This is a genomic window from Sphingomonas phyllosphaerae (assembly GCF_029623345.1).
In the GTDB taxonomy this organism is placed as follows: domain Bacteria; phylum Pseudomonadota; class Alphaproteobacteria; order Sphingomonadales; family Sphingomonadaceae; genus Sphingomonas; species Sphingomonas phyllosphaerae_C.
Map to the genome: position 1 here is coordinate 37,645 of NZ_JAPYKH010000003.1, position 21,454 is coordinate 59,098.

Genomic DNA, 21,454 nt, shown 5'->3' on the forward strand with positions numbered 1-21,454 from the left:
AGCGTCTCGCGTGCGGTGACGCTCCACCCCCGACCGGTCCCCCGAAGAGGAGGGGAGAGCACCTCACCGGTTCGTGCGGATCCGCAGCGCCACCGACTGCGCGTGCGCCGGCAACCCCTCCGCGCGCGCCAGCGCGATCGTCGCCGGGCCCAGCTCGTTGAGCGCGCTCTCGTCGAGCTGGAGGAAGCTCGTGCGCTTCATGAAGTCGGTCACGCCCAGCCCGCTGGCGAAGCGCGCGCGCCGCCCCGTCGGCAGCACGTGGTTCGGCCCCGCGACATAGTCGCCGATCGCCTCGGGCGTGTGCCGCCCGAGGAAGGCCGAGCCGGCGTGGCGCAGCCGGTCGAACAGCATCTGGGGGTCGTCGCACGCCAGCTCGACATGCTCGGGCGCGAGCCGGTCCACCAGCGGCATCGCCTTGGCCAGCGTGGGCACCACCACGATCGCGCCATTGTCCTCCCACGCGACGCGCGCCACCGCCTCGGTCGGCAGCGCGGTGAGCTGGCGGTCGACCGCCGCGGCGACGCGCTCGGCAAAGGAGGCGTCGTCGGTGAACAGGATCGACTGCGTGGTGGTGTCGTGCTCGGCCTGGCTGAGCAGGTCGGCGGCGATCCACTCGGGGTCGTTGGCGCCGTCCGCCACCACCACGATCTCGCTCGGCCCCGCCACCATGTCGATACCGACCACGCCATAGACCTGGCGCTTGGCCTCGGCGACCCAGGCGTTGCCCGGCCCGGTGACGACGTCGACCCGCGCGATCCGCTCGGTGCCGTAGGCGAGCGCGGCGATCGCCTGCGCGCCGCCGACGCGCCATACCTCGTCCGCGCCGGCGAGATGCGCGGCGGCGAGCACCAGCGGGTTGATCACGCCGTCGGGGGTCGGCGTCACCACCACCAGCCGCTCGACCCCGGCGACCTTGGCCGGAATCGCGTTCATCAGCAGCGTCGAGGGGTAAGCGGCGCGCCCGCCCGGCACGTACACGCCCGCGGCGTCGACCGCGCGCCAGCGCGCGCCGAGCCGCACGCCGGCGGCGTCGGTGAAGTCGGTATCAGTCGGCCGCTGCTTCTCGTGATAAGCGCGGATGCGCGCCGCGGCGAGCTCGAGCGCGACCCGCAACTCCGGCTCCACCGCGTCGAACGCCGCGGCGCAGGCGGCGCGGTCGACGCGCCAGCCGGTCTGGTCGAGATCGTGGCGGTCGAGTTTCTGCGTAAAGGCATGGAGCGCGGCGTCACCCTCGTCGCGCACGCTGCGCACGATCGTGGCAACATCGCGCGCGACGTCGGTCGCGGCCTCGCGGCGCGCGTCGACCAGCGCGTCGAAGCGGGTGGCGAAATCGCCGTCGCTTGTGTCGAGCCAGATCATGCCGCCTTCTTCCCCACCGCTGCGCGGAACGCCTCCACCAGCGGGAAGACGTGCGCGCGCGTTTTCATCGCGGCGCGATTGACCACCAGCCGCGCCGACACCGCCATGATCGGCTCGACCTCGACCAGCCCGTTCTCCTGGAGCGTCCGCCCCGAGGAGACGAGGTCGACGATGCGCGCGGCGAGCCCGAGCGTCGGCGCCAGCTCCATGGCGCCGTTGAGCTTGATACACTCGGCCTGTACGCCCCGGCGCGCGAAATGCTGCGCGGTGACGTGGGGGTATTTGGTCGCGACGCGGACGTGGCTCCAGCCGCGCGGGTCGTCGCGCGCGGCCAGCTCGGCGGGTTCGGCGACCGACAGGCGGCAATGGCCGATGTCGAGGTCGACCGGCGCGTACAGCTCGGGATAGTCGAACTCGGCGAGCACGTCCGAGCCGACGATGCCGAGCTGCGCGGCGCCGTGCGCGACGAAGGTGGCGACGTCGAACGCGCGGACGCGGATCAGCTCTATACTGGGATCGGCGGTGCGGAAGCGCAGCGCGCGGCTGCTATCGTCGCCGAAGGCGGGTTCGGGCACGATCCCCGCGGCGGCGAGCAGCGGCAGCGCCTCGCCGAGGATGCGGCCCTTGGGCACCGCGATGACGATCGGGTCGGAAGAGACGGACGGCTCGGACATGACGGGGCTTTACGGCGGCACCCGAGCGGGAGCAACGGGCAGGGCAGGAGGAAGCGACCATGAACGAAGCGGCGGTGCGCGAGGCGTTCCGGATCCAGGCTTTCTACTGCGCCCGCATGGACGCGCCGATCTACGCGCGCCTGTGCGAGCTACTGGCCGAACGGCTTGAGCGCGACGGCGAAGTGGCGCGGCGCGTGCTCGACTGGTCCGGCGAGCCCACGCGTGACGCGCTGCCGCTCCGGCTGATCGGCGGGCTGCACGCGCTGGTGCTGGACCGCACCGACGACGCGCTGGCGGCGGTCTTCGCGGGCGCGGTGACCGAGCCGGACGCGGTCGCCGCGGTGCTCGCCGCGACGCTGGAGCGCCACGCCGCGCGGCTGCTGCCATATCTCGACGGACCGCCGCAGACCAACGAGCCCGGGCGCGCGGCGGCGCTGATGGTCGGGCTGATCGCGGTGGCGCGACATCTCGGATCGCGGCTGGAGACGCTGGAGATCGGCGCGAGCGCTGGCCTCAACCTGCTGATCGACCGCTACCGTTTCGATCTCGGCGGGACGGTGATCGGCCCTGCGGACGCGCCGCTGACGCTTCGTCCCGAGTGGCGCGGCGACCCGCCCGCGCCAGTGCCGCTCGACATCATCGCGACGCGCGGCTGCGATGTCGCCCCGCTCGACGTGCGCGACCCGGCGCAGGCGCGGCGGCTCGAATCCTATGTGTGGCCCGAGGCGCCCGAGCGGCTCGAGCGGCTGCGCGCGGCGGTGGCGATGGTGCGCGAGCATGGCGTCGCGCTCGACCGCGCCGATGCCGCCGCCTGGCTCGAGGCGCGACTGGCCGAGCCGCAGGCGGCGGGCGTGACTCGCGTGCTGCTCCACTCGGTGGTGTGGCAGTATCTGCCGGTCGACAGCGCCGACCGGATCCGAGCGGCAATGACCGCGGCGGGGGCACGCGCGACGCGCGAGCGCCCGCTCGCCTGGGTGATGATGGAGCCGGACCGTGCGAGCGCGCGCCAGCTGGTGCGCGTGCGCGCCTGGCCCGAGGACCGTGGGTGGGAAACGGTGGCGAGCGCACACGCCCATGCGGCATGGATCGCGCCGGGCGCGCCGGCGGAGGAAGGGCCGGGGATCACGCTGCCCGACGCGGCGGTGAGCGAGCCGGGGTAAAAAAACTCTGATGTAGCGCACAGGTTATCGTCGCTGCCTGAGTCGTGGATCCGTGGCGCAACCCGCCGTTGTCATCCCGGTCGTGAGGCAGGATCCATACGCCCGGTCGTGCAACGTTCATTGTCGCGGAAGCGGCTCGCCCACCCGTCATCTCGGGCCCGACCCGGACTCCATGGTGCCGCGCGGGCCGCGGGCGTTGCTCCCGCGGAGCGATGACGTTGGGTGTTGGCGCGACGGTGCTGTTCCGACGGTCTCGGTGCGGTGATAGCGCGGTGATGGTCACCGGATCCCGTCGACGCGCACTCTACCGCAGCCGTCGCACATCGATCGCGACGTGGCGGATGCGCTCGCGGTTCCAGGTGTAGGTCACGTGCACTCGCCCGTCGCGCGCCTGGATCACCGCTGGATAGGCGTAGCCGTCCGGCCGCGGTTCGCTCTCCAGCGTCAGCACCTTGCGCCAGCGCACCCCATCGTCGGACAGCGCCACCGCGAGCGGCCAGCGCGGGCCGATATCGCTGCCGGGACGGTTGCTGCTGTCGTTGTAGACCAGCAGCTGGCGCCCGTCGGCCAGCGTCACCGCGTCGGTGCCGGCATTGGGGTTGGGCAGCGCGAGTGCGGTCAGCGGCGACCAATGTCGCCCCGCGTCGCGGGACCAGCTTGCTGCCAGCACGCTCTGCCGCGTCCGCGCCACTGCCAGCAGTCGCCCGTCACGCAGCGTCAGCAGGCTTGGCTGGATCGCCTCGAGCCCACGTGGCGAGGCGATCGCAGGCAGCGCGCGCCATGTACGCCCGCGGTCGGTGGAGCGCTCGACCAGCGCGTACCAGCGGTTGTGCGCGGCACTACCGACCTCGCGGCTCGACGGCGCCAGCCACGCGCCGTCGGGCGCGACGATCGGCTTGTTCTTGATCGGGCCGAGCACGCGGGCGGGCAGACGGCGGGGCACGCCCCAATGACGGCCGCCGTCGCGCGAATCGCTCACCATGCCCCACCAGTCGCGCGGGTTCGGCCCGACCTTGTAGTAGAGCTGGAGCGGCGCGCCCGCCGGCTGAAACAATACGGGATTCCACGTTGGCTGCCCGTCGCCAGCGGCGACCGCGCGCGGCTTCTCCCAGCCGGCGGCGGTGCGGCGCGCGAACCAGATGCGAACGTCCGCGCGACCCTCGCCGCTGCCGCCGAACCACGCCGCGGCGAGTGCGCCGTCGGCGAGCTGGACGATCGTCGAGGCGTGCGCCTGTGGATAGGGCGGGGCGGGGTCGATGAATTCGCTGGCGACGATGACGGAGGGTGCGGTCGCGGCGAGCGTGGGGGCGGCCGCGAACGCGAGCGCCAGCGCGCGGGGGAGGGTCATGGTGGCGCCTCGATGGTGGAGGCGCCGGCTGTAGGCGACGAGGGAGGGCGCGTCATGAGGAACGTGCACGTCCACTGCTGTTCCCCGGCGCAGGCCGGGGCCCAGTCGGGAACGTCAGTGGATCTTACGAGCGCCGTCCCAACTGAGCCCCGGCCTGCGCCGGGGAACAGCTTAGGCGAGGCGCGACAATGGCCTCACCGCCCCGCTTACCGCCGCCGCGGCCCGCGCGCCGTCGGCGCGCCGCCACCCGGCCGGCGCTGCGGCACGCGCGCGGCGCGCGGCGGCGCAGCGCCCTCCATCTGCTCGATACGGACGCCGTTCTCGTCCTCGCCGTCGCTGTTGGCCGAAGCGCGGACCGCCGCGGCGAACCGACCAGCGAGCGCGCTCGGCACCTGGAACTGCGTCTCCATCGGCCCGATCCGAATCGCGCCGATCTCGCTCTTGGTGACGTGACCGCGACGACACAGCAGCGGCAGCACCCAGCGCGGATCGGCGTTCTGGCGCCGGCCGATGTTCATGCGGAACCACACGACGTCGTCGAAGCCGTCGCGATGCCCCTTCTGCGCGTTCTCGCTCGGCGCCTGGCCGGTCAGCTCCTCGGGTGCGGGCAGCGCGGCACGCTGCGCCGCCACCAGCGCGGCGGCGATGTCCTCGGGCGAGCGCTGCGCCAGCAGCTCGGCGGCGAGCGCACGATCGTCGTCGTCGACCTCGACCGGCGCGAGCAAGGTCTCGAGCAGGCGCTCGCGGTCCTTGGCACGGATCTCCTCGGCGCTGGGCACCTCGCCCCATTCGGTCGCGATGCGCGCGCCGCGCAGCATCATCTCGACGCGGCGCCGCCGCGGATAGGGCACGATCAGCACCGCGGTGCCCTTCTTGCCCGCACGCCCGGTGCGGCCCGAGCGGTGCTGGAGCACCTCGGCGTCGCGCGGCATCTCGACGTGGATGACGAGGCTGAGCGTCGGCAGGTCGATGCCGCGCGCCGCCACGTCGGTCGCCACGCAGACGCGTGCGCGGCGGTCGCGCAGCGCCTGGAGCGCCTGGTTGCGCTCGTTCTGCGAATGCTCGCCCGACAGCGCCACCGCGGCGAAGCCGCGCTCGACCAGCCCGGCGTGGAGGTGGCGGACATTGTCGCGCGTCGCGCAGAACAGCATCGCGGTCTCCGCCTCGTAGAAGCGCAGCAGGTTGATCACCGCATGCTCGATGTCCGCGGGCGAGACGGTGACCGCACGATAGGCGATATCGCCGTGGCCGCGCTGCTCGCTGACGGTGGAGATGCGCAGCGCGTCACGCTGATAGGTCTTGGCGAGCTGGACGATCGGGCGCGGCAGCGTCGCGGAGAAGAGCAGGGTGCGGCGTTCGGGCGGGGTCTGGTCGAGCAGCGCTTCGAGGTCGTCGCGAAAGCCCATGTCGAGCATCTCGTCGGCCTCGTCGAGGATCGCGACGCGAAGCTGGCCGAGCTTGAGCGCACCGCGCTCGGCGTGATCGCGCAACCGGCCCGGCGTGCCGACGACGATGTGCGCGCCATGGTTGAGCGCGCGCCGCTCGCGGCTGGCGTCCATGCCGCCGACGCAGGTGGCGATCCGCGCATCGGCGTAGAGCCACGCCAGCTCCTTGGCGACCTGAAGCGCGAGTTCACGCGTCGGTGCGATCGCCAGTGCCATCGGCGCTGCGGCCGGGGGCAGCGCACCGTCCTCGCTCAGCAACTGCTCGGCCATCGCGAGGCCGAAGGCGACGGTCTTGCCCGAGCCGGTCTGTGCGGAAACGAGGAGGTCGCGGCCGTGCGCGGCATCGGCCGTCACCTCGGACTGGACGGGAGTGAGCGCGGTATAGCCACGCGCGGCGAGCGCGCTGCCCAGCGCGGCAGGAAGATTCGGAAAGTCCATGAGGACAGCGCACATGGGCGCGATGGCGGAAAATTGCCAGTGGGAACGGTGCCGCAGCCGGGACGTTCGGCGCTTTTCTCCCTATCACGGCAGGATAGACGCGACATGGCGCTCGTCAACGACCCCGTCTGGTTCATCACCGGTTGCTCCACCGGCTTCGGGCGCGAGCTCGCTCGGCTGGTTCTGGAGCGCGGATGGCGCGCCGTGGTGACGGCGCGCGACTCGGACCGCGTCGCCGATCTGGTGGAGCAATACGGCGACCGCGCGCTTGCGCTGTCGCTCGACGTGGTCGATCAGGCGCAGATCGCCGACACGGTCCACGCCGCGACCGCTCGCTTCGGCCGGATCGACGTGCTCGTCAACAACGCGGGCTATGGCTATCAGTCGAGCATCGAGGAGGGCGACGACGGCGAGATCCGCGCGCAGTTCGACGCCAACGTCTTCGGCCTGTTCGCGTTGACCCGCGCGGTGCTGTCCGGGATGCGCGAGCGCCGCGCCGGCGCGATCGTCAACATCACCTCGGTCGCCGGTCTCGTCGGTTTCCCGTCGTCCGGCTATTACGCCGCGTCGAAGCACGCGGTGGAGGGCTTCTCCGACTCGCTCGCCGCCGAGGTGGCGCCGCTCGGCATCGCGGTCACCTGCGTCGAGCCAGGGCCGTTCCGCACCGACTGGGCGGGCCGCTCGCTGCGCCAGACGCCGAGCACGATCGCGGACTATGCCGAGACCGCCAAGGCGCGGATGGAATCGACCAAGGGCGTCTCGGGCAACCAGCCCGGCGACCCGGTACGCGCGGCCGAGGCGATGATCGAAGCGGTCGAGCGCGACACGCCGCCGCGGCATCTCGTGCTCGGGAAGTGGGGCTATGACGCGGTGACCGAGCGGCTGCGCGCGCGCGTCGCGGAGATCGAGGCGCAGCGTGACGCCGCGCTCGGCGCCGACTTCCCGGCCGACGCTACCAGCGGTAGTTGAAGCTGACGGAGACGCGCTCCTCCTTGGCGGTGCTAGGCATCACCTCGTGGCGCAGCCAGCTCTCCCACAGGAAGAGTGTGCCCGGTGCGGGTTCGGCATAGACGAAGGTGCCGTCGCGCGGCGGCGCCGCCATCAGCATCGCCAGCCGCGGGTCCTCCAACTTGAGCGCGCCCGAGCCGGGCGGCACCGCGACGTAGAAGGTGCCCGACACCGCGCTGTGCGGGTGGAGATGGCCCGAGTGCGTGCCGCCGGGCTTCATCACGTTGACCCACAGGCTGTCGAGCTTGAGCTTGCGCCCGCCGAGATCGAACCCGGCCTCGGCGGCGAAGGTCGCGACATGGCGGTCGAGCAGCCGCTTGAGGTCGGCGAAGGCGGGGTCGCGCTGCGGCAGGTCGTTGAGCGAGGCATAGCTGGTGTAGCCGCGATAGCCGTGCGCCTTGGACCAGCGCCTGCCGGCGACGTCCTCGGCGGCGAGCGCGCGGCAGGAGTCGGCCAGCCCGTCGAGCAGCGCGGGCTGGTCGAGCCGCACCTCGTAGAAATGCGTGGGGAAGAGCTGGCGCGTCGGCATGGTGGGTCCTTGTTGTCGCGCAGGGTTTAGCCTGGGTCGGTGCAAAATCCTTCCCGGCACGGGGAGGGGGATTTGCTCACGCTCCCAGCCGCAGCGCGACGTCGTTCATGAAGCGCACGTCATCGCCCTTGGCCAGCCAGCCCGCTTCGCCCGCGACGGCGCCGAGCAGGTCGCTGAGCGGGTCGATCTCGCTCTTGGCGTAATTGCCGAGCACGTGGCCGGTGACGCGGTCCTTGTGGCCGGGGTGGCCGATGCCGATCCGCACGCGGCGAAAGTCCGGCCCGAGATGCTGATCGATCGAGCGCAAGCCGTTGTGCCCGGCGGTGCCGCCGCCCTGCTTCACCTTGACCTTCATCGGCGCGAGATCGAGCTCGTCGTGAAACACGGTGAGTGCCTCGGCACCAAGCTTGTAGAAGCGCAGCGCCTCGCCGACCGAGCGGCCGCTGTCGTTCATGAAGGTGGCGGGCTTGAGCAGCAGCACCTTCATGCCGTCCACGCGCCCTTCCTGGAGCCAGCCCTGGAACTTCTTGGCCGGCGACGCGAAGCCATGAACCTCGGCGATCGAGTCGATCGCCATGAAGCCGACATTGTGCCGGTGCATCGCATATTGCGCCCCGGGGTTTCCCAGGCCGACCCAGAGTTGCACGGTGATCATCTCCTGATGGGGGGCAGGTCAGCGGCTCTCTCGCCGGCGGCGCCATCCCTGCCTTGAGCCGGGATCCATGCCGTCGCGAGCGTCGTCGTCCGTTCGTCTGCGGCCTCATGGGTGTCGGGTCAGGCCCTTCATGATGGGCGTGAACGCGTCGCCGAGCCTCCACAAAACCAAAGGGCAGGGGAGCGTCGCCGCCACCCTGCCCCTCGCATGGCTCACGCGGAGCGAGACGGTCAGCCCTCGGCCGAATCCTCGCCGGCGTCCTCGTCGGCCGCGCCCTCCGAGCGCAGCGCCGACGGCGCGACCAGCGTTGCGACGGTGAAGTCGCGGTCCTCGATCGCCGGGTGCGCGCCCTGCGGCAGCGTCACTTCGCTGATGTGGATCGAGTCGCCGACGTCCTTGCCCGCGACCGAGACGCTGATCTCGCTTGGGATGTTGCCCGCATCGACCACCAGATCGAGCTCGTGGCGCACGACGTTGAGCACGCCGCCCTTCTTGAGACCGGGCGATTCCTCTTCGTCGACGAACACCACCGGCACCGCGACGGTAACGGTCGCGTCGGCGGAGATGCGGAAGAAGTCGACGTGGGTGGGGCGGTCGGTCACCGGGTGGAAGGCGACGTCCTTGGCCAGCGTGCGCTGCCCGTCGACCATGATCACCGAGTTCATGAAGTGGCCCGACGACAGCGCCTTGACCAGCGCCTTCTCCTCGAGGTGGATCGCCGACGGCGCCTGGTTCTGGCCGTAGATCACGGCGGGGACGCGGCCTTCGCGACGCAGCGAGCGGGAGGCTCCCTTGCCAACCCGGTCACGCGTCTCGGCCGCGAGCGTGATGGTATCGCTCATGTTGGTGCTCCGAAACGTAGAATGACTGATATGCTCCCGCCACGCCTCCAGGGATGACCATGACGGAAGTGCGCGCGCTTAGCCGCGACGCGCCCGAAACGCAATCAGTAGTTCACCCGCACCGCCTTGAGCCGATACGCGCCGAGCTGCGCCTGCACGCTCTGCGCCCCGGCGAGATGCCCCGCGCCGACCGCGACGAAGACGGTACCGGGCCGCTTCATGCGCTCCGCGATCCAGGCGGCCCAGCGCTTGTTGCGATCGACCAGCAGCGCCTTGGCGACCTCGGGTGAATCCTTGAGCGAATCGTTCATCTCGCGCGCCACGCCGTCGGGGTCGCCGCGCGACCAAGCGGAAACCAGCGTGTCGAAGGTCCGCTCGGCGGTGGGCAGCTCGTCGAGCGTGCTCTCGAGCAGCTGGAGCTGCGCCGGCTGCGACAACAGGTCGAAGATGCCGAGCTGGCCCTCGAACGTCTCCAGCCCCACCACCTGCTTGCCCGCCGCGCGCGCGGCCTCGGTCAGCACCTTCTCGGGGCCGTTGGCGGCCTGGTAGCCCAGCTTCTGCACCGGCAGCAGCGACAGCGTCACTGCGGCGAACCACGGGCGCATCTTGTCATAGGCCTGGGCGGTGACGCCGCCCTCGCTCATCGCCTTGGCGAAGGCGGGGCGATAATTCGGCGGCAGCTGCGTCGTCAGGGCGCTGCCCCCCGGGGCGAAGGCCTTGGCCGCGACGATCTGCTGCGCAGTCTGCGGGTCGGGCTCGACCATCTCGAGCACCAGCGTCTGCGAGCGGTCGAATGCCTTCTTCACGCCCTCGTCGAACCACGACAGACCGGGTTTCAGCACGTGGATCGTGCCGAACAGGTAGATCGTCGTATCCTTGTCCTTCACCACCCAAAGCGCGGGATCGGCGTCGGCCGGGGTGGTGGGGGCGGGGGCCTGCTGCGCGCAGGCGGGGAGCGCGAGTAGCAGCGCGAGGGCGGAGAGAGCGATCTTCATGGCAGCGTTCATGCGGCGACGTCTCGGCGAAGGAAAGGGTGCGCTATCGGCGCGAGCGTCGCGCCGGGCAAGCGCGGCGCGCGCGCCGGCATGGCGTCAGCGGCGGCAGAGCTGTGCCGCGATCGACTCGAGCGTGCGATGCGCCTCGGCGCGGGTGGCGACCGGGAGACGCACCTTGCCTGCGACGCGCTGCCGCACCTGGTCGGCCTGCTGCCACAGCGCATCGGCCTGCTGCTGCGGCACGGAGCGCGCCTTGCGCGCCGCGGCGATATCGGCCTGGAGCACGGTTGCGCGCGTCGCCAGCACCGAGGTCGCCGGCACGACGCCGCGGGCGAGCCCGAGCGGACGGCAGGCCGGGAGAGCATGTGCCGCGCGCGCGGCGGCCACGGGAGAGTTGGAGGGCGACGGTATCGGCGTGACGCCGAGGAGAAGCGCAACGAAGAGAAAGGGATAGGCCAAGAGGATCATTCCTTTCGCAGATCAGGGGATGATAGCGTTAGCAACGGCTGGCTGAACCTCGGCCGACTGAACTTGCTTAGGATATCTGGCGCCCTCGCGTACCTTGATAGGGACGGGAACGATTTTGCGCTAACATCGTCAACGACTTGGCGGTGGGCGGCTGAATTGATAGCGCGCGGTGAGCGCCGCCGCTCGCTTGATTCCGCGCCGGGCTTCCGCCACAGCGCCGCGGTGACCGACCCCAGCGCCACCCGCCCGCTCAGCTTCCAGGCGATGATCCTGCGGCTCCACCAATATTGGTCGGAGCGCGGCTGTGTGATCCTCCAGCCCTATGACATGGAGATGGGCGCGGGCACCTTTCATCCCGCCACCACGCTGCGCGCGCTCGGGCCGGACACGTGGAACGCGGCCTTCGTCCAGCCGTGCCGCCGCCCGACCGACGGGCGCTACGGCGAGAACCCCAACCGGCTCCAGCATTATTACCAATATCAGGTGATCCTGAAGCCGAGCCCGCCCGACCTGCAGGAGCTGTACCTCGGCAGCCTCGCCGCGATCGGGGTCGACATGGGCGTCCACGACATCCGCTTCGTCGAGGACGATTGGGAGAGCCCGACGCTGGGCGCCTGGGGGCTCGGCTGGGAGGTCTGGTGCGACGGGATGGAGGTGACCCAGTTCACCTATTTCCAGCAGATGGGCGGCTATGACATGAAGCCCGTGGCGGGCGAGCTGACCTATGGGCTCGAGCGGCTGGCGATGTACATCCAGGACGTCGACAACGTCTATGACCTGCGCTTCAACGATGCGGGGGTGAGCTACGGCGACGTGTTCCTCGAGAACGAGCGCCAGATGAGCGCGTGGAACTTCGAGGTAGCGAACACCGACGCGCTGTTCGACGCCTTCCGCAAGGCCGCGGCCGAGTGCGAGAACAGCCTCGCCGCAGGGCTGCCGATCCCGGCCTATGAGCAGGCGATCAAGGCGAGCCACACGTTCAACCTGCTCCAGGCGCGCGGCGTGATCTCGGTGGCGGAGCGCCAGGCCTATATCGGCCGCGTGCGCGACCTGGCGAAGGGCGCGTGCGGGGCATGGATGGAGAAGAACGGGTGGGCGGCGTGAACCACATGACCGACTTCCTGCTCGAACTCCGCTCCGAGGAGATCCCCGCCCGCATGCAGGCCAGGGCGCGCGAGGACCTCGCCCGCCTGTTCGCCGCCGAGCTCGCGCGCGCCGGGCTCACCGCGAGCGAGACCGTCACCTACGCCACACCGCGTCGGCTCGCGCTGATCGCGCGCGGCCTGCCCGAGGCGACCGCCGCCGTCTCGGAGGAGATCAAGGGCCCGCGCGCCTCCGCCCCGCCGCAGGCGCTTGAGGGCTTCCTGCGCAAGACCGGACTCACCCGCGAGCAGCTCACCGAGCGCGACGGCGTGCTCTACGCGATCAGCGAGAAGCCCGGCCGCGCTACCGCCGAGGTGCTCGCCGAGGCAGTCGCCGCGGTGATCCGCGGCTTTCCCTGGCCCAAGTCGATGCGCTGGGGCGCGGAGTCGCGCTCGACCGAAAGCCTGCGCTGGGTCCGTCCGCTGCACGGCATCATCGCCTTGTTCGGCGAGCAGGTCGTGCCGGTGAGCGTCGCGGGGGTCGAGAGCGGCGCGGCGACACGCGGCCATCGTTTCCACCATCCCGGCGCGATCACGATCGGCTCGGCGGCGGATTACGTCGAGAAGCTGCGCGCCTGCCACGTCATCGTCGACCAGGACGAGCGCGCCGCGCTGATCCGTGAGCGCGCCGCCGCGCTCGCCGCCGAGGCGGGGCTGGTCCTGGTCGAGGATGAAGGGCTGGTGGCGGAGAATGCCGGGCTGACCGAGTGGCCGGTGCCGCTGCTCGGCCGCTTCGATCCTGCCTTCCTCGACGTCCCGCCCGAGGTGATCCAGCTCACCGCGCGCGTGAACCAGAAGTATTTTGTGTGCCGCGACGCTGACGGGCGGCTCGCGAACGCGTTCGTGTGCACCGCCAACATCGCCGCGAGCGACGGCGGTGCGAAGATCGTCGACGGCAACCGCAAGGTGCTCGCGGCGCGGCTGAGCGACGCGCGCTTCTTCTACGAAACCGATCTCAAGGTGCCGCTCGAGCAACAGGCGGCGAAGCTCGAGAAGATCGTGTTCCACGAGAAGCTGGGCACGGTGACGGACAAGGTGGAGCGCGTCGCCAGGCTGGCACGTTGGCTGGTGGAAGAGGGTGTGATCCTCTCCGCTCGCGGGGAGGATCTAGCGTCGCTTGCCGACATGGCGGGGCGTGCGGCACGGCTCGCCAAGGCCGACCTCGTTACCGGCATGGTCGGCGAGTTCCCCGAACTCCAGGGACTGATGGGGGGCTATTACGCCGCGGCGCAGGGCGAGCCGGCTGCGGTGGCCGAGGCGGTGCGCGACCATTACAAGCCGGTCGGGCAGGGCGACGACGTGCCGACCGCTCCAGTGACGGTGGCGGTGAGCCTCGCCGACAAGCTCGACAGCATCACGCAGTTCTTCGCCGCAGACCTGCGCCCGAGCGGATCCAAGGACCCGTTCGCGCTGCGTCGCTCGGCGCTGGGCGTGATCGCGTTGATCCTCGATAACGGCCTACGCTTTCCGCTAAGCCAGGTCGCGTCGCGCGACGTGCTCGACTTCTTTGCCGACCGCCTCAAGGTCCAGCAGCGCGAGGCCGGCGTACGTCATGACCTTATCGACGCCGTCTTCGCACTGGGCGGCGAGAACGATCTCGTCCGCCTGCTCGCGCGCGTGCGTGCGCTTCAGTCGTTCGTCGGCACCGAGGACGGCGCCAATTTGCTGGCCGGCTACAAGCGCGCCGCCAACATCCTCAAGAAGGAGGGCGTCGGCGACGCCGTACCGGCGCCACTGCACGCGCCCCTGTCCTACACGCCCGAAAAGGACGAAGCCGCGCTGATCGCCGCGCTCGACTCGGCCGAGCCCGCCGCCGCCGACGCGGTCGCGCGCGAGGACTTCGAGGGCGCGATGGCCGCGCTCGCGACGCTCCGCGCCCCGATCGACGCCTTCTTTGACCATGTGACCGTCAACGATCCCGATCCGGCCAAACGCGCGGCGCGGCTGGCGCTGCTCGCGCGCGTCCGCGCCGCGGTCCACACTGTCGCCGATTTCGCCAAGATCGAAGGTTGAGTCACACCGCGCCAGCGACTCAACTTACACAACATTCGCGCGTCCGCCCTCGCCGAAACAAGGACTTGGAAGCATGACCGACCAATACGTCTATCGCTTCGGCGGCGGGGTGTCGGAGGGCAAGGCGGGCGATCGGAACCTGCTCGGCGGCAAGGGCGCCAACCTTGCCGAGATGGCGTCGATCGGCCTGCCGGTGCCGCCGGGCTTCACCATCTCCACCGTAATGTGCGCGCGTTACTATGAGGAGGGCGAGACCTTCCCCGACTCGCTGCGCGCCGAGGTGGCCGCCGGGATCGCGCATATCGAAAGTGTCACCGGCAAGCGCTTCGGCGACGCCGCCGACCCATTGCTCGTCTCGGTCCGCTCGGGCGCGCGCGTGTCGATGCCGGGGATGATGGACACCGTTCTCAACCTCGGGCTCAACGACGCCACCGTACAGGGGCTCGCGGCGGCGAGCGGCGACGCGCGCTTCGCCTGGGACAGCTACCGCCGTTTCATCCAGATGTATGCCGACGTGGTGCTCGAGCTCGATCACGGCGCCTTCGAGGAAGCGCTGGAGATCGCCAAGGAGGACCGCGGCTACACGCTCGACACCGAGCTGTCGGCGGACGATCTGCGCGGGCTGGTCGGCGAGTATAAGCAATTGGTCGAGCAGCTGTGGGGACGGGCCTTCCCGCAGGACGTCCACGAGCAATTGTGGGGCGCGGTGGGCGCGGTGTTTGGCTCGTGGCAGTCGGAGCGCGCCAAAGTGTACCGCCGGCTCAACCACATCCCCGGCGACTGGGGCACCGCGGTGAATGTCCAGGCGATGGTGTTCGGCAACATGGGCGACACCAGCGCCACCGGCGTCGCCTTCACCCGCGATCCCTCGACCGGCGAGCGCGCTTATTACGGCGAGTTCCTCATCAACGCGCAGGGCGAGGACGTCGTCGCGGGCATCCGCACGCCGCAATATTTGACGCGCGCGGCGCGGGAGCGGGCGGGGGCCAAGCCGCTGTCGATGGAGGAGGCGCTGCCCGAGGTGTACGCCGAGCTCGCGCGCGTGTTCGACACGCTCGAGACGCACTATCGCGACATGCAGGACATCGAGTTCACGGTGCAGCAGGGCGTGCTGTGGATGCTCCAGACGCGATCGGGCAAGCGCACCGCCAAGGCCGCGCTCAAGATCGCGGTCGACATGGCAGAGGAGGGGCTGATCACGCGCGAAGAGGCGATCGCGCGCGTCGACCCGTCCGCGCTCGACCAGTTGCTCCACCCGACGCTCGATCCCGCGGCCGTGCGCGACGTGCTCACCAAGGGGCTGCCCGCCTCGCCGGGCGCGGCTTCGGGCGCGGCGGTATTCGACGCCGACACCGCCGAGCGCTGGGCCGCGGATGGGCGCGCGGTGGTCCTGCTGCGCACCGAGACCAGCCCCGAGGACATCCACGGCATGCACGCCGCCAAGGGCATCCTCACCGCGCGCGGCGGGATGACCAGCCACGCTGCGGTGGTGGCACGCGGCATGGGTCGGCCGTGCGTCTCGGGCGCGGGCGCACTCTCGATCGACGCGCGTGCCAAGGTGGCGCGCGTGGGCGGGCGCGAACTGCGCGAGGGCGACGTGCTGACGATCGACGGCGCCACCGGCGAGGTGATGGCGGGCGAGGTGGCGACGATCCAGCCCGAGCTCGCGGGCGACTTCGGTACGCTGATGGTATGGGCCGACGCCGTGCGCCGCCTCAGGGTGCGCGCCAATGCCGAGACCCCGGCGGATTGTCGCGTGGCGCGCGACTTCGGCGCCGAAGGCGTCGGCCTCTGCCGCACCGAGCATATGTTCTTCGAGAGCGACCGCATCACCGCGGTGCGCCAGATGATCCTGGCGGCCGACGAGCGCGGCCGCCGCGCCGCGCTGGAGAAACTGCTGCCCGCGCAACGCGCCGACTTCACCGCGATCTTCGAGGTGATGGCGGGGCTGCCGGTGACGGTGCGGCTGCTCGACCCGCCGCTCCACGAGTTCCTCCCGCACGAGGAGAAGGAGTTCGCCGAGCTCGCCGAGGCGGCGGGGGTGGCGGTGGACGTGCTCCGCCGGCGCGCGGCCGAGCTGCACGAGTTCAACCCGATGCTGGGGCATCGCGGGTGCCGGCTCGGGGTGACCTATCCCGAGATCTACGAGACCCAGGCACGCGCGATCTTCGAGGCGGCGCTCGACGTGGCGGAACGGAGCGGGGAGGCGCCGATCCCCGAGGTGATGATCCCCTTGGTCGCGACCAAGCGCGAGCTCGACCTCATGAAGGCGGTGGTCGACCGCGCCGCGGAGGCGGTGTTCGCCGAGCGCGGGCGCCGGGTGGACTATCTGGTCGGCACAATGATCGAGTTGCCGCGTGCCGCGCTCAAGGCCGGCGAGATCGCCGAGAGTGGCGAGTTCTTCTCGTTCGGCACCAACGATCTGACGCAGACGACCTTGGGGGTGAGCCGCGACGACGCGGCGCGCTTCCTCGGCGCGTACGTCGAGCAGGGTATCTACGCGCGCGACCCGTTCGTCAGCCTCGACATCGAGGGCGTCGGCGAGCTGGTCGCACTCGCGGCAGAGCGCGGGCGCGCGACGCGACCGGGGATCAAGCTCGGCATCTGCGGCGAGCATGGCGGGGACCCGGCTTCGATCGCCTTCTGCGAGCAGGTCGGCCTAGATTACGTCTCCGCCTCGCCGTATCGCGTGCCGATCGCGCGGCTCGCGGCGGCACAGGCGGCGCTGGCGGCGAGGTGATCCTCCGCTTCAAGGGAGGGGAACCGCGCCCGTTGGGCGTGGTGGAGGGTGTCGCAGCTGTCGTCGACACCCGCCGCCCGCGACACCCCTCCGTCAGCACTTCGCGCTGCCACCCCCCCTGACTGGGGAAGATCTCACCATCAGATAATGCGGCGGTCGGTCGGGTGCGCCGGTGCCGCAGAGGAGCGCGGCACCACGCCCTCGTCGCGATAATCCCGCTCGTCGCGGAAAGCGCGCTCATCGCGCACCACGCGTTCGTCGTAGCCCGGCCGGTCGCCCAGGATCGGCCGCTCGTCGCGAGCGACTCGCTCCTCCACCGCGAGCGGTGCCGCGCGCAGCCGCTCGTTCTCGCGCTCCAGCTCGGCGATACGGGCGTTCTCTCGCTCCAGGTCGCCGATCCGCGCGTTGTCGCGCTCCAGCTCGGCGAGGCGACCGTGATCACGCTCCAGCTCGGCCACGCGCTTGGCGGTGGCGGCGTGCGCATCACGCTCGGCAGCGTAGCGTGTCTTCCACTTGCGCCCGCCCGGATGGCTGGCCAATCCGAACAGCCAGCCCGCGATCAGTGCCACCGCAAGCGCGATATATTGCGTCGACGTCGTGAACAGCATGGCATCCTCCCTGCCGTTGAAGACGCCCGCAGCGCCTCCATAACGACATAGCAACGACCGGCGCCGACGCGGTGTTCCGGCGCACTGGATCGCACCGGAACACCGCGCCAGGTCACTTGGCGTTGATGAAGGAGTCGTTGAGCGAGCAGGCCGCCGGACCGAGGATGACGATGAACAGCACCGGCAGGATGAACAGGATCAGCGGCACCGTCATGATCGCGGGCAACCGCGCGGCTTTCTCCTCGGCGCGCATCATCCGCTCGTTGCGGAACTCGGCCGACAGCACGCGCAAAGCACTGGCCAGCGGGGTGCCGTATTTCTCGGTCTGGATCATCGTCGTCACCACGCCGCGCACTGCGTCGAGATCGACCCGCATCGCGAGATTCTCGAACGCTTGGCGGCGGTCGGTGAGGAAGCCCAGTTCGATCGCGGTGAGCGCGAACTCCTCGCCCAGCTCGGGATAGGCCTTGCCGAGCTCGCGCGAGACGCGGTGGAATGCGGCGTCGACGGTGAGGCCCGCCTCGGCGCAGATCACCAGCAGATCGAGCGCGTCGGGCAGGCCCTTGCGGATCGCGTCGCTGCGCTTGTTGATCTTGTTCTTCAGGAACAGGTCGGGCGCCTTGTAGGCGAGCACCAGCGTCGAGGCGACGAGGCCGTAGCGCTTGAGCGCGCTCCAGTCAGGGAAGCCGTCGAGCAGGTAGACGTAGACGATCATCAGGCCGCCGAAGACGATCGGCAGCGCCAGCCGGCCGAAGATGACCCCGACCGCCCATTCCTTCTTGCGGATGCCAGCCTGCATCAGCTTGCGCTGCGCGACCTTGAGCTGCTCGTCCTGCAACACGCGCAGCGACGACAGGAAGCTGCGCATCCGGTCGGCCGCCTCGTTCTTCTGGACGAGCTTGGCGCGGCGCTTGCTCGTCGAGGCGGTGATTCCCGCCTTGAGCTGCTCGCGCCGATCGTTGAGCGCGCGCACGCGCTTGCTCATCGGGTCGCGGACGCCAAGCGCGGCGTAGATCGCGACGAACACCGCGGCGGCGGCGATGCCGGAGAGCAAGGTCGCGGCCCAGACCACGTCGATGCCGAAGAAGGTGGCGTGCACAGGTTCCATATCAGATCTCGAAGCTCACCATCTTGGCCATGATGAAGGCGCCGATCCCCATCCAGATCAGTCCGCCGCCACCCGCCACCATCAGCCGCGGATCGGCGAAGAAGTTGAGCATGTAGGGCGCATTGATTGTGTAGATCACGCCGAAGACGAGGAAGGGCAGCGAGCCGACGATATAGGCCGAGGCCTTGGACTCGGACGACATCGCCTTGATCTTCAGCTTCATCTGCCCGCGCTGGCGCAGCACCGTGGCGAGATTCTGCAGCGTCTCGGCGAGGTTGCCGCCGGTCTCGCGCTGGATGGCGATGGTGATGACGAAGAATTGGAACTCCGGGGTGCCGAGGCGGTCGGCGGTTTCCTGCAAGGCGACGTCCATTGCGCGACCGATCTTCATCTTGTCGGATACCGAGCGGAACTCGTCGCCGACCGGTCCCGGCACCTCGGCGCCGACCACCTGCATCGTCTCCGAGATCGGCAAGCCCGAGCGCAGGCCGCGCACCAGCAGCTCGATCGCGTCGGGGAACTTCGCGGTGAAGCCGGCGATGCGGCGCTTGATCAGCATGCCGACCGCGAGATGCGGCACCAGACCGCCCAGCGCGACACCGAGGAACAGCGCGAGCAGCAGCGGCATGCCCTTCAGCAGCAGCAGCAACGCCACCACCACGGCGACGCCGACCGTGGCGCCGCCGTAATGGCCCACCGTCCAGCTCTTTCCCGTCATCGACAACCGCTTCTGCAACTGCGCCACGTTGGGCAGCAGCCGCATCGCGGCGAGGTCGGCGCGGGTCGCGCTTTTACCGGTGATCCGGCGCATCTGCGCCTCGATGGCGTTGATCGGCGAGGCAGTGTGGCGCTCGCGCAGCGCAGCGAGCCGGCGCGTCGTCGCCTTGTTCGTCGACGGGCCGGCGAGCGCGGTGACGAGCAGCAGCAGCGTCAGCGCGGCGCCGGCGAAGAGCAGGATCAGCGGCAGGATCGGCATGGCGGCTCCGGGGCGATCGGGCGGGCGGTCACTTCGCCTTGGCCGTCTTCTTGGGGATCAGTCCCTTGAGGTCGGCGAACTTGGACATCAGCGAGCCGCCGCGCGACGAGCCCGACGGCATCTCGCCGTCTTCGGCGCTGCGCAGCAGTTGGTCGGCGAGGTCGGCGAGCGGCGCGATGGTCTTGCTCGCCTTGCCCGCCTCGGCGAGCGGCTTGCCCAGCTTGGCCGCCTGCGCTGCCAGCTTCTGGTCGAAGGGAACGACTAGGTCGATCTTGCGCTCGATCGAGCCCTCGAAGTCCTTGCGCGAGATCTCGGGCTGCGCGCCGGTGTGGACGCGATTAGCGAGCACCGTCACCTGCACCTGCGGCGCGTTGCTGCGCAGGTATGACAGCAGCCGGATCGAGTCGCGTGCCGACGCGAGCGTCAACTCGGTCACCAGCACCGCGGCGTTGACGTCGGCGAGCAGGTGCGGGTGCTGCACCAGCATCGATCGCGGCAGGTCGATCACCGTCGCCTCGAAGGCGGCGCGCATCTCCTCCTGCAACTGGTAAAAAGCGGCGCCGTCGGTGATCACCGGTGCGCTGATCGGCGCCTCGGCCGAGAGCACCGACAGCTTGTCCGACGCGCGCACCATGGCGCGCTCGATGAACAGGCCGTCGATGCGGCTGGGATTCTCGATCGCGTCGGTGAGGCCGCGGCCGGGTTCGAGATCCAGCGCGAGCGCGCCGGTGCCGAAATGCACGTCGAGATCGAGCAGGGCGGTGGCGCACTTGCCGCGCTCGCTCATCAGCCATGCCAGCGAGGTGGCGATGGTGGAGGCACCCGCGCCGCCGCGGCTGCCGATCACCGCCACCGAGCAGTGCGGGCGGTCGAGCGAGACCTCGACCGGCTTGGGCGCGTTGAGCATCGCCTGCGCCTGGCCGAACGCGTCGCGCACCGCATCGGGGTGCAGCGGCTTGAGCAGATAGTCGTGGATGCCGCTGGCGAGCAGGTCGCGGTACAGCCTGACGTCGTTGACCTGGCCCGCCGCGATCACGATCGTGCCGGGCTCGCAGACCTCGGCGAGCCCGTTGATGTCGCCGAGCGGGTCGCTCGACTCGGCGAGGTCGACGAAGAGCACGTGCGGGCTCGACGTCACCGAGAGCGTCTGCACCGCGTTGCGCAGTCCGCCCTTGTAGACGTTCTCTGTCGGCCAGCCGAGCTCGGCCGCGATCGGGCGCAACGCCTCGACCGAGCCATCGTCGCAGGCAAAGGCCAGGAAGGGTGCGCGGCTGCCGGCGACGCCGGGCTTCCAGGGTGCGTTCATCTCACTTGCCTCCCGTCGACTCGGATTTGACCGCGGCACCTCCGCCACCTGTGAGCGCGGCGCGTCGGCGAGCAGAGACGGCCTTGCCGCCGGTCACATTGTCATAGCCGCCGCTGTCGGCCACGCCGCGCACCAGATCGCTCGGATTGGCCACCATCGCGGCGAGATTGCCGTTGACGGCGCAGCCGTAATCGCCGCTGGTATGCGAGTCGAAGTTGAGGATGCCGCGGTTGCTCTGCGGCGTGCAGCTCGTCACCGCCGCGGTGGTGCGGCTCACCGTGACCCGTGCGGTGCCCGGTGCGACCGCGGCGCCGGCGAGCGGCGCCGCCTCGGCGAGGCGCAGGCCGTAGCGACCGGCGATGGCGGTGACATCGGCGCGCGCGCCGTCGTTCTCGGTGCCGCCCTGGTCGAGCGTGACGATGTCGCCATAGCTCACGCGCAGCGCGTCGAGCCAGCCGCGCAGCCGTTCCGGTTCACCCGAAGCGAGGCCGGCCGGGGTCGTCTGCACGTCCAGCGCATAGTCGCTGCGCGACACCACCGGCTGGTGGATCGACTCGACGCCGCGATAGCTGTTGCAGCCGGCGAGCGGCACCGCGAGCGCGAGCGCGGTGAGGAGGAGCGGGCGGTGAAGCATCGTCTG

Annotated in this window: 19 protein-coding genes; 5 read left to right on the forward strand and 14 right to left on the reverse strand. The window is 70.5% G+C overall.

What is annotated here, in order from left to right:
- Window positions 1-63: 63 nt before the first annotated feature.
- Together hisD and hisG are read right to left on the reverse strand one after the other, a co-directional pair.
- Window positions 64-1,359: a histidinol dehydrogenase gene (gene hisD / locus QBJ89_RS03750; RefSeq protein ID WP_277979211.1), complete on the reverse strand. Its 1,296-nt coding sequence runs from the start codon at window positions 1,357-1,359 to the stop codon at window positions 64-66.
- Window positions 1,356-2,033, reverse strand: a complete 678-nt coding sequence (gene hisG, locus QBJ89_RS03755; protein ID WP_277979212.1) for an ATP phosphoribosyltransferase — start codon at window positions 2,031-2,033, stop codon at window positions 1,356-1,358. The genes hisD and hisG overlap by 4 nt, the downstream gene beginning before the upstream one ends.
- Before the next feature lie 59 nt (window positions 2,034-2,092).
- On the opposite strand from hisG, the gene QBJ89_RS03760 reads away from it, so the two are divergent.
- A complete protein-coding gene (locus QBJ89_RS03760; RefSeq protein ID WP_277979213.1) occupies window positions 2,093-3,193 on the forward strand; it encodes a DUF2332 domain-containing protein in 1,101 nt (366 codons plus the stop codon).
- A gap of 304 nt (window positions 3,194-3,497) precedes the next feature.
- Here the strand turns inward: QBJ89_RS03760 and QBJ89_RS03765 are convergent, their stop codons facing one another.
- Together QBJ89_RS03765 and QBJ89_RS03770 are read right to left on the reverse strand one after the other, a co-directional pair.
- Window positions 3,498-4,541 (reverse strand): sialidase family protein, encoded by a 1,044-nt coding sequence (locus QBJ89_RS03765; RefSeq protein ID WP_277979214.1) that lies wholly within the window; start codon window positions 4,539-4,541, stop codon window positions 3,498-3,500.
- A gap of 206 nt (window positions 4,542-4,747) precedes the next feature.
- Window positions 4,748-6,424: a DEAD/DEAH box helicase gene (locus tag QBJ89_RS03770; protein ID WP_277979215.1), complete on the reverse strand. Its 1,677-nt coding sequence runs from the start codon at window positions 6,422-6,424 to the stop codon at window positions 4,748-4,750.
- Window positions 6,425-6,529: 105 nt separating this feature from the next.
- On the opposite strand from QBJ89_RS03770, the gene QBJ89_RS03775 reads away from it, so the two are divergent.
- A complete protein-coding gene (locus QBJ89_RS03775; protein ID WP_277979216.1) occupies window positions 6,530-7,393 on the forward strand; it encodes an oxidoreductase in 864 nt (287 codons plus the stop codon).
- On the opposite strand, the gene QBJ89_RS03780 is transcribed toward QBJ89_RS03775, so the two are convergent.
- The 5 genes from QBJ89_RS03780 to QBJ89_RS03800 form a co-directional block, all read right to left on the reverse strand.
- On the reverse strand, window positions 7,377-7,961 hold the full coding sequence (locus QBJ89_RS03780) for a TIGR02466 family protein (protein WP_277979217.1): 585 nt from the start codon (window positions 7,959-7,961) through the stop codon (window positions 7,377-7,379). The genes QBJ89_RS03775 and QBJ89_RS03780 overlap by 17 nt on opposite strands.
- Before the next feature lie 76 nt (window positions 7,962-8,037).
- Window positions 8,038-8,607, reverse strand: coding sequence for an aminoacyl-tRNA hydrolase (gene pth, locus QBJ89_RS03785; RefSeq protein WP_277979423.1), 570 nt, complete (start codon window positions 8,605-8,607; stop codon window positions 8,038-8,040).
- A gap of 239 nt (window positions 8,608-8,846) precedes the next feature.
- The gene (locus tag QBJ89_RS03790; RefSeq protein ID WP_277979218.1) at window positions 8,847-9,458 is read right to left on the reverse strand and encodes a 50S ribosomal protein L25/general stress protein Ctc; all 612 of its coding nucleotides are present in this window, start codon (window positions 9,456-9,458) and stop codon (window positions 8,847-8,849) included.
- Between the two features lie 104 nt (window positions 9,459-9,562).
- Window positions 9,563-10,453, reverse strand: a complete 891-nt coding sequence (locus QBJ89_RS03795) for a TraB/GumN family protein (protein ID WP_277979219.1) — start codon at window positions 10,451-10,453, stop codon at window positions 9,563-9,565.
- 96 nt (window positions 10,454-10,549) lie between these two features.
- On the reverse strand, window positions 10,550-10,912 hold the full coding sequence (locus tag QBJ89_RS03800) for a hypothetical protein (RefSeq protein WP_277979220.1): 363 nt from the start codon (window positions 10,910-10,912) through the stop codon (window positions 10,550-10,552).
- Between the two features lie 273 nt (window positions 10,913-11,185).
- Between QBJ89_RS03800 and QBJ89_RS03805 the strand changes: the two genes are divergently transcribed.
- From QBJ89_RS03805 to ppdK, 3 genes are all read left to right on the forward strand, one after another.
- On the forward strand, window positions 11,186-12,025 hold the full coding sequence (locus QBJ89_RS03805) for a glycine--tRNA ligase subunit alpha (RefSeq protein WP_277979424.1): 840 nt from the start codon (window positions 11,186-11,188) through the stop codon (window positions 12,023-12,025).
- A 5-nt stretch (window positions 12,026-12,030) separates the two neighbouring features.
- Window positions 12,031-14,076: a glycine--tRNA ligase subunit beta gene (gene glyS / locus QBJ89_RS03810; protein ID WP_277979221.1), complete on the forward strand. Its 2,046-nt coding sequence runs from the start codon at window positions 12,031-12,033 to the stop codon at window positions 14,074-14,076.
- A 73-nt stretch (window positions 14,077-14,149) separates the two neighbouring features.
- Complete coding sequence (ppdK, locus tag QBJ89_RS03815) at window positions 14,150-16,816, forward strand: pyruvate, phosphate dikinase (RefSeq protein WP_277979222.1); 2,667 nt, start codon at window positions 14,150-14,152, stop codon at window positions 16,814-16,816.
- A gap of 140 nt (window positions 16,817-16,956) precedes the next feature.
- On the opposite strand, the gene QBJ89_RS03820 is transcribed toward ppdK, so the two are convergent.
- The 5 genes from QBJ89_RS03820 to QBJ89_RS03840 form a co-directional block, all read right to left on the reverse strand.
- The gene (locus QBJ89_RS03820) at window positions 16,957-17,424 is read right to left on the reverse strand and encodes a hypothetical protein (RefSeq protein WP_277979223.1); all 468 of its coding nucleotides are present in this window, start codon (window positions 17,422-17,424) and stop codon (window positions 16,957-16,959) included.
- A gap of 112 nt (window positions 17,425-17,536) precedes the next feature.
- A complete protein-coding gene (locus QBJ89_RS03825) occupies window positions 17,537-18,532 on the reverse strand; it encodes a type II secretion system F family protein (protein WP_277979224.1) in 996 nt (331 codons plus the stop codon).
- 1 nt (window position 18,533) lies between these two features.
- Window positions 18,534-19,508, reverse strand: coding sequence for a type II secretion system F family protein (locus tag QBJ89_RS03830; protein ID WP_277979225.1), 975 nt, complete (start codon window positions 19,506-19,508; stop codon window positions 18,534-18,536).
- A 28-nt stretch (window positions 19,509-19,536) separates the two neighbouring features.
- Window positions 19,537-20,814, reverse strand: a complete 1,278-nt coding sequence (locus QBJ89_RS03835) for an AAA family ATPase (RefSeq protein ID WP_277979226.1) — start codon at window positions 20,812-20,814, stop codon at window positions 19,537-19,539.
- 1 nt (window position 20,815) lies between these two features.
- On the reverse strand, window positions 20,816-21,448 hold the full coding sequence (locus QBJ89_RS03840) for a CpaD family pilus assembly lipoprotein (RefSeq protein WP_277979227.1): 633 nt from the start codon (window positions 21,446-21,448) through the stop codon (window positions 20,816-20,818).
- Between the last annotated feature and the right edge of the window lie 6 nt (window positions 21,449-21,454).

Excerpts from the sequence above, each read along its gene's own strand:
- hisD (WP_277979211.1), bottom strand. The coding sequence starts at position 1,359 with ATGATCTGGCTCGACACAAGCGACGGCGATTTCGCCACCCGCTTCGAC.
- hisG (WP_277979212.1), bottom strand. The coding sequence starts at position 2,033 with ATGTCCGAGCCGTCCGTCTCTTCCGACCCGATCGTCATCGCGGTGCCC.
- QBJ89_RS03760 (WP_277979213.1), top strand. The coding sequence starts at position 2,093 with ATGAACGAAGCGGCGGTGCGCGAGGCGTTCCGGATCCAGGCTTTCTAC.
- QBJ89_RS03765 (WP_277979214.1), bottom strand. The coding sequence starts at position 4,541 with ATGACCCTCCCCCGCGCGCTGGCGCTCGCGTTCGCGGCCGCCCCCACG.
- QBJ89_RS03770 (WP_277979215.1), bottom strand. The coding sequence starts at position 6,424 with ATGGACTTTCCGAATCTTCCTGCCGCGCTGGGCAGCGCGCTCGCCGCG.
- QBJ89_RS03775 (WP_277979216.1), top strand. The coding sequence starts at position 6,530 with ATGGCGCTCGTCAACGACCCCGTCTGGTTCATCACCGGTTGCTCCACC.
- QBJ89_RS03780 (WP_277979217.1), bottom strand. The coding sequence starts at position 7,961 with ATGCCGACGCGCCAGCTCTTCCCCACGCATTTCTACGAGGTGCGGCTC.
- QBJ89_RS03790 (WP_277979218.1), bottom strand. The coding sequence starts at position 9,458 with ATGAGCGATACCATCACGCTCGCGGCCGAGACGCGTGACCGGGTTGGC.
- QBJ89_RS03795 (WP_277979219.1), bottom strand. The coding sequence starts at position 10,453 with ATGAAGATCGCTCTCTCCGCCCTCGCGCTGCTACTCGCGCTCCCCGCC.
- QBJ89_RS03805 (WP_277979424.1), top strand. The coding sequence starts at position 11,186 with ATGATCCTGCGGCTCCACCAATATTGGTCGGAGCGCGGCTGTGTGATC.
- glyS (WP_277979221.1), top strand. The coding sequence starts at position 12,031 with ATGACCGACTTCCTGCTCGAACTCCGCTCCGAGGAGATCCCCGCCCGC.
- ppdK (WP_277979222.1), top strand. The coding sequence starts at position 14,150 with ATGACCGACCAATACGTCTATCGCTTCGGCGGCGGGGTGTCGGAGGGC.
- QBJ89_RS03820 (WP_277979223.1), bottom strand. The coding sequence starts at position 17,424 with ATGCTGTTCACGACGTCGACGCAATATATCGCGCTTGCGGTGGCACTG.
- QBJ89_RS03825 (WP_277979224.1), bottom strand. The coding sequence starts at position 18,532 with ATGGAACCTGTGCACGCCACCTTCTTCGGCATCGACGTGGTCTGGGCC.
- QBJ89_RS03830 (WP_277979225.1), bottom strand. The coding sequence starts at position 19,508 with ATGCCGATCCTGCCGCTGATCCTGCTCTTCGCCGGCGCCGCGCTGACG.
- QBJ89_RS03835 (WP_277979226.1), bottom strand. The coding sequence starts at position 20,814 with ATGAACGCACCCTGGAAGCCCGGCGTCGCCGGCAGCCGCGCACCCTTC.
- QBJ89_RS03840 (WP_277979227.1), bottom strand. The coding sequence starts at position 21,448 with ATGCTTCACCGCCCGCTCCTCCTCACCGCGCTCGCGCTCGCGGTGCCG.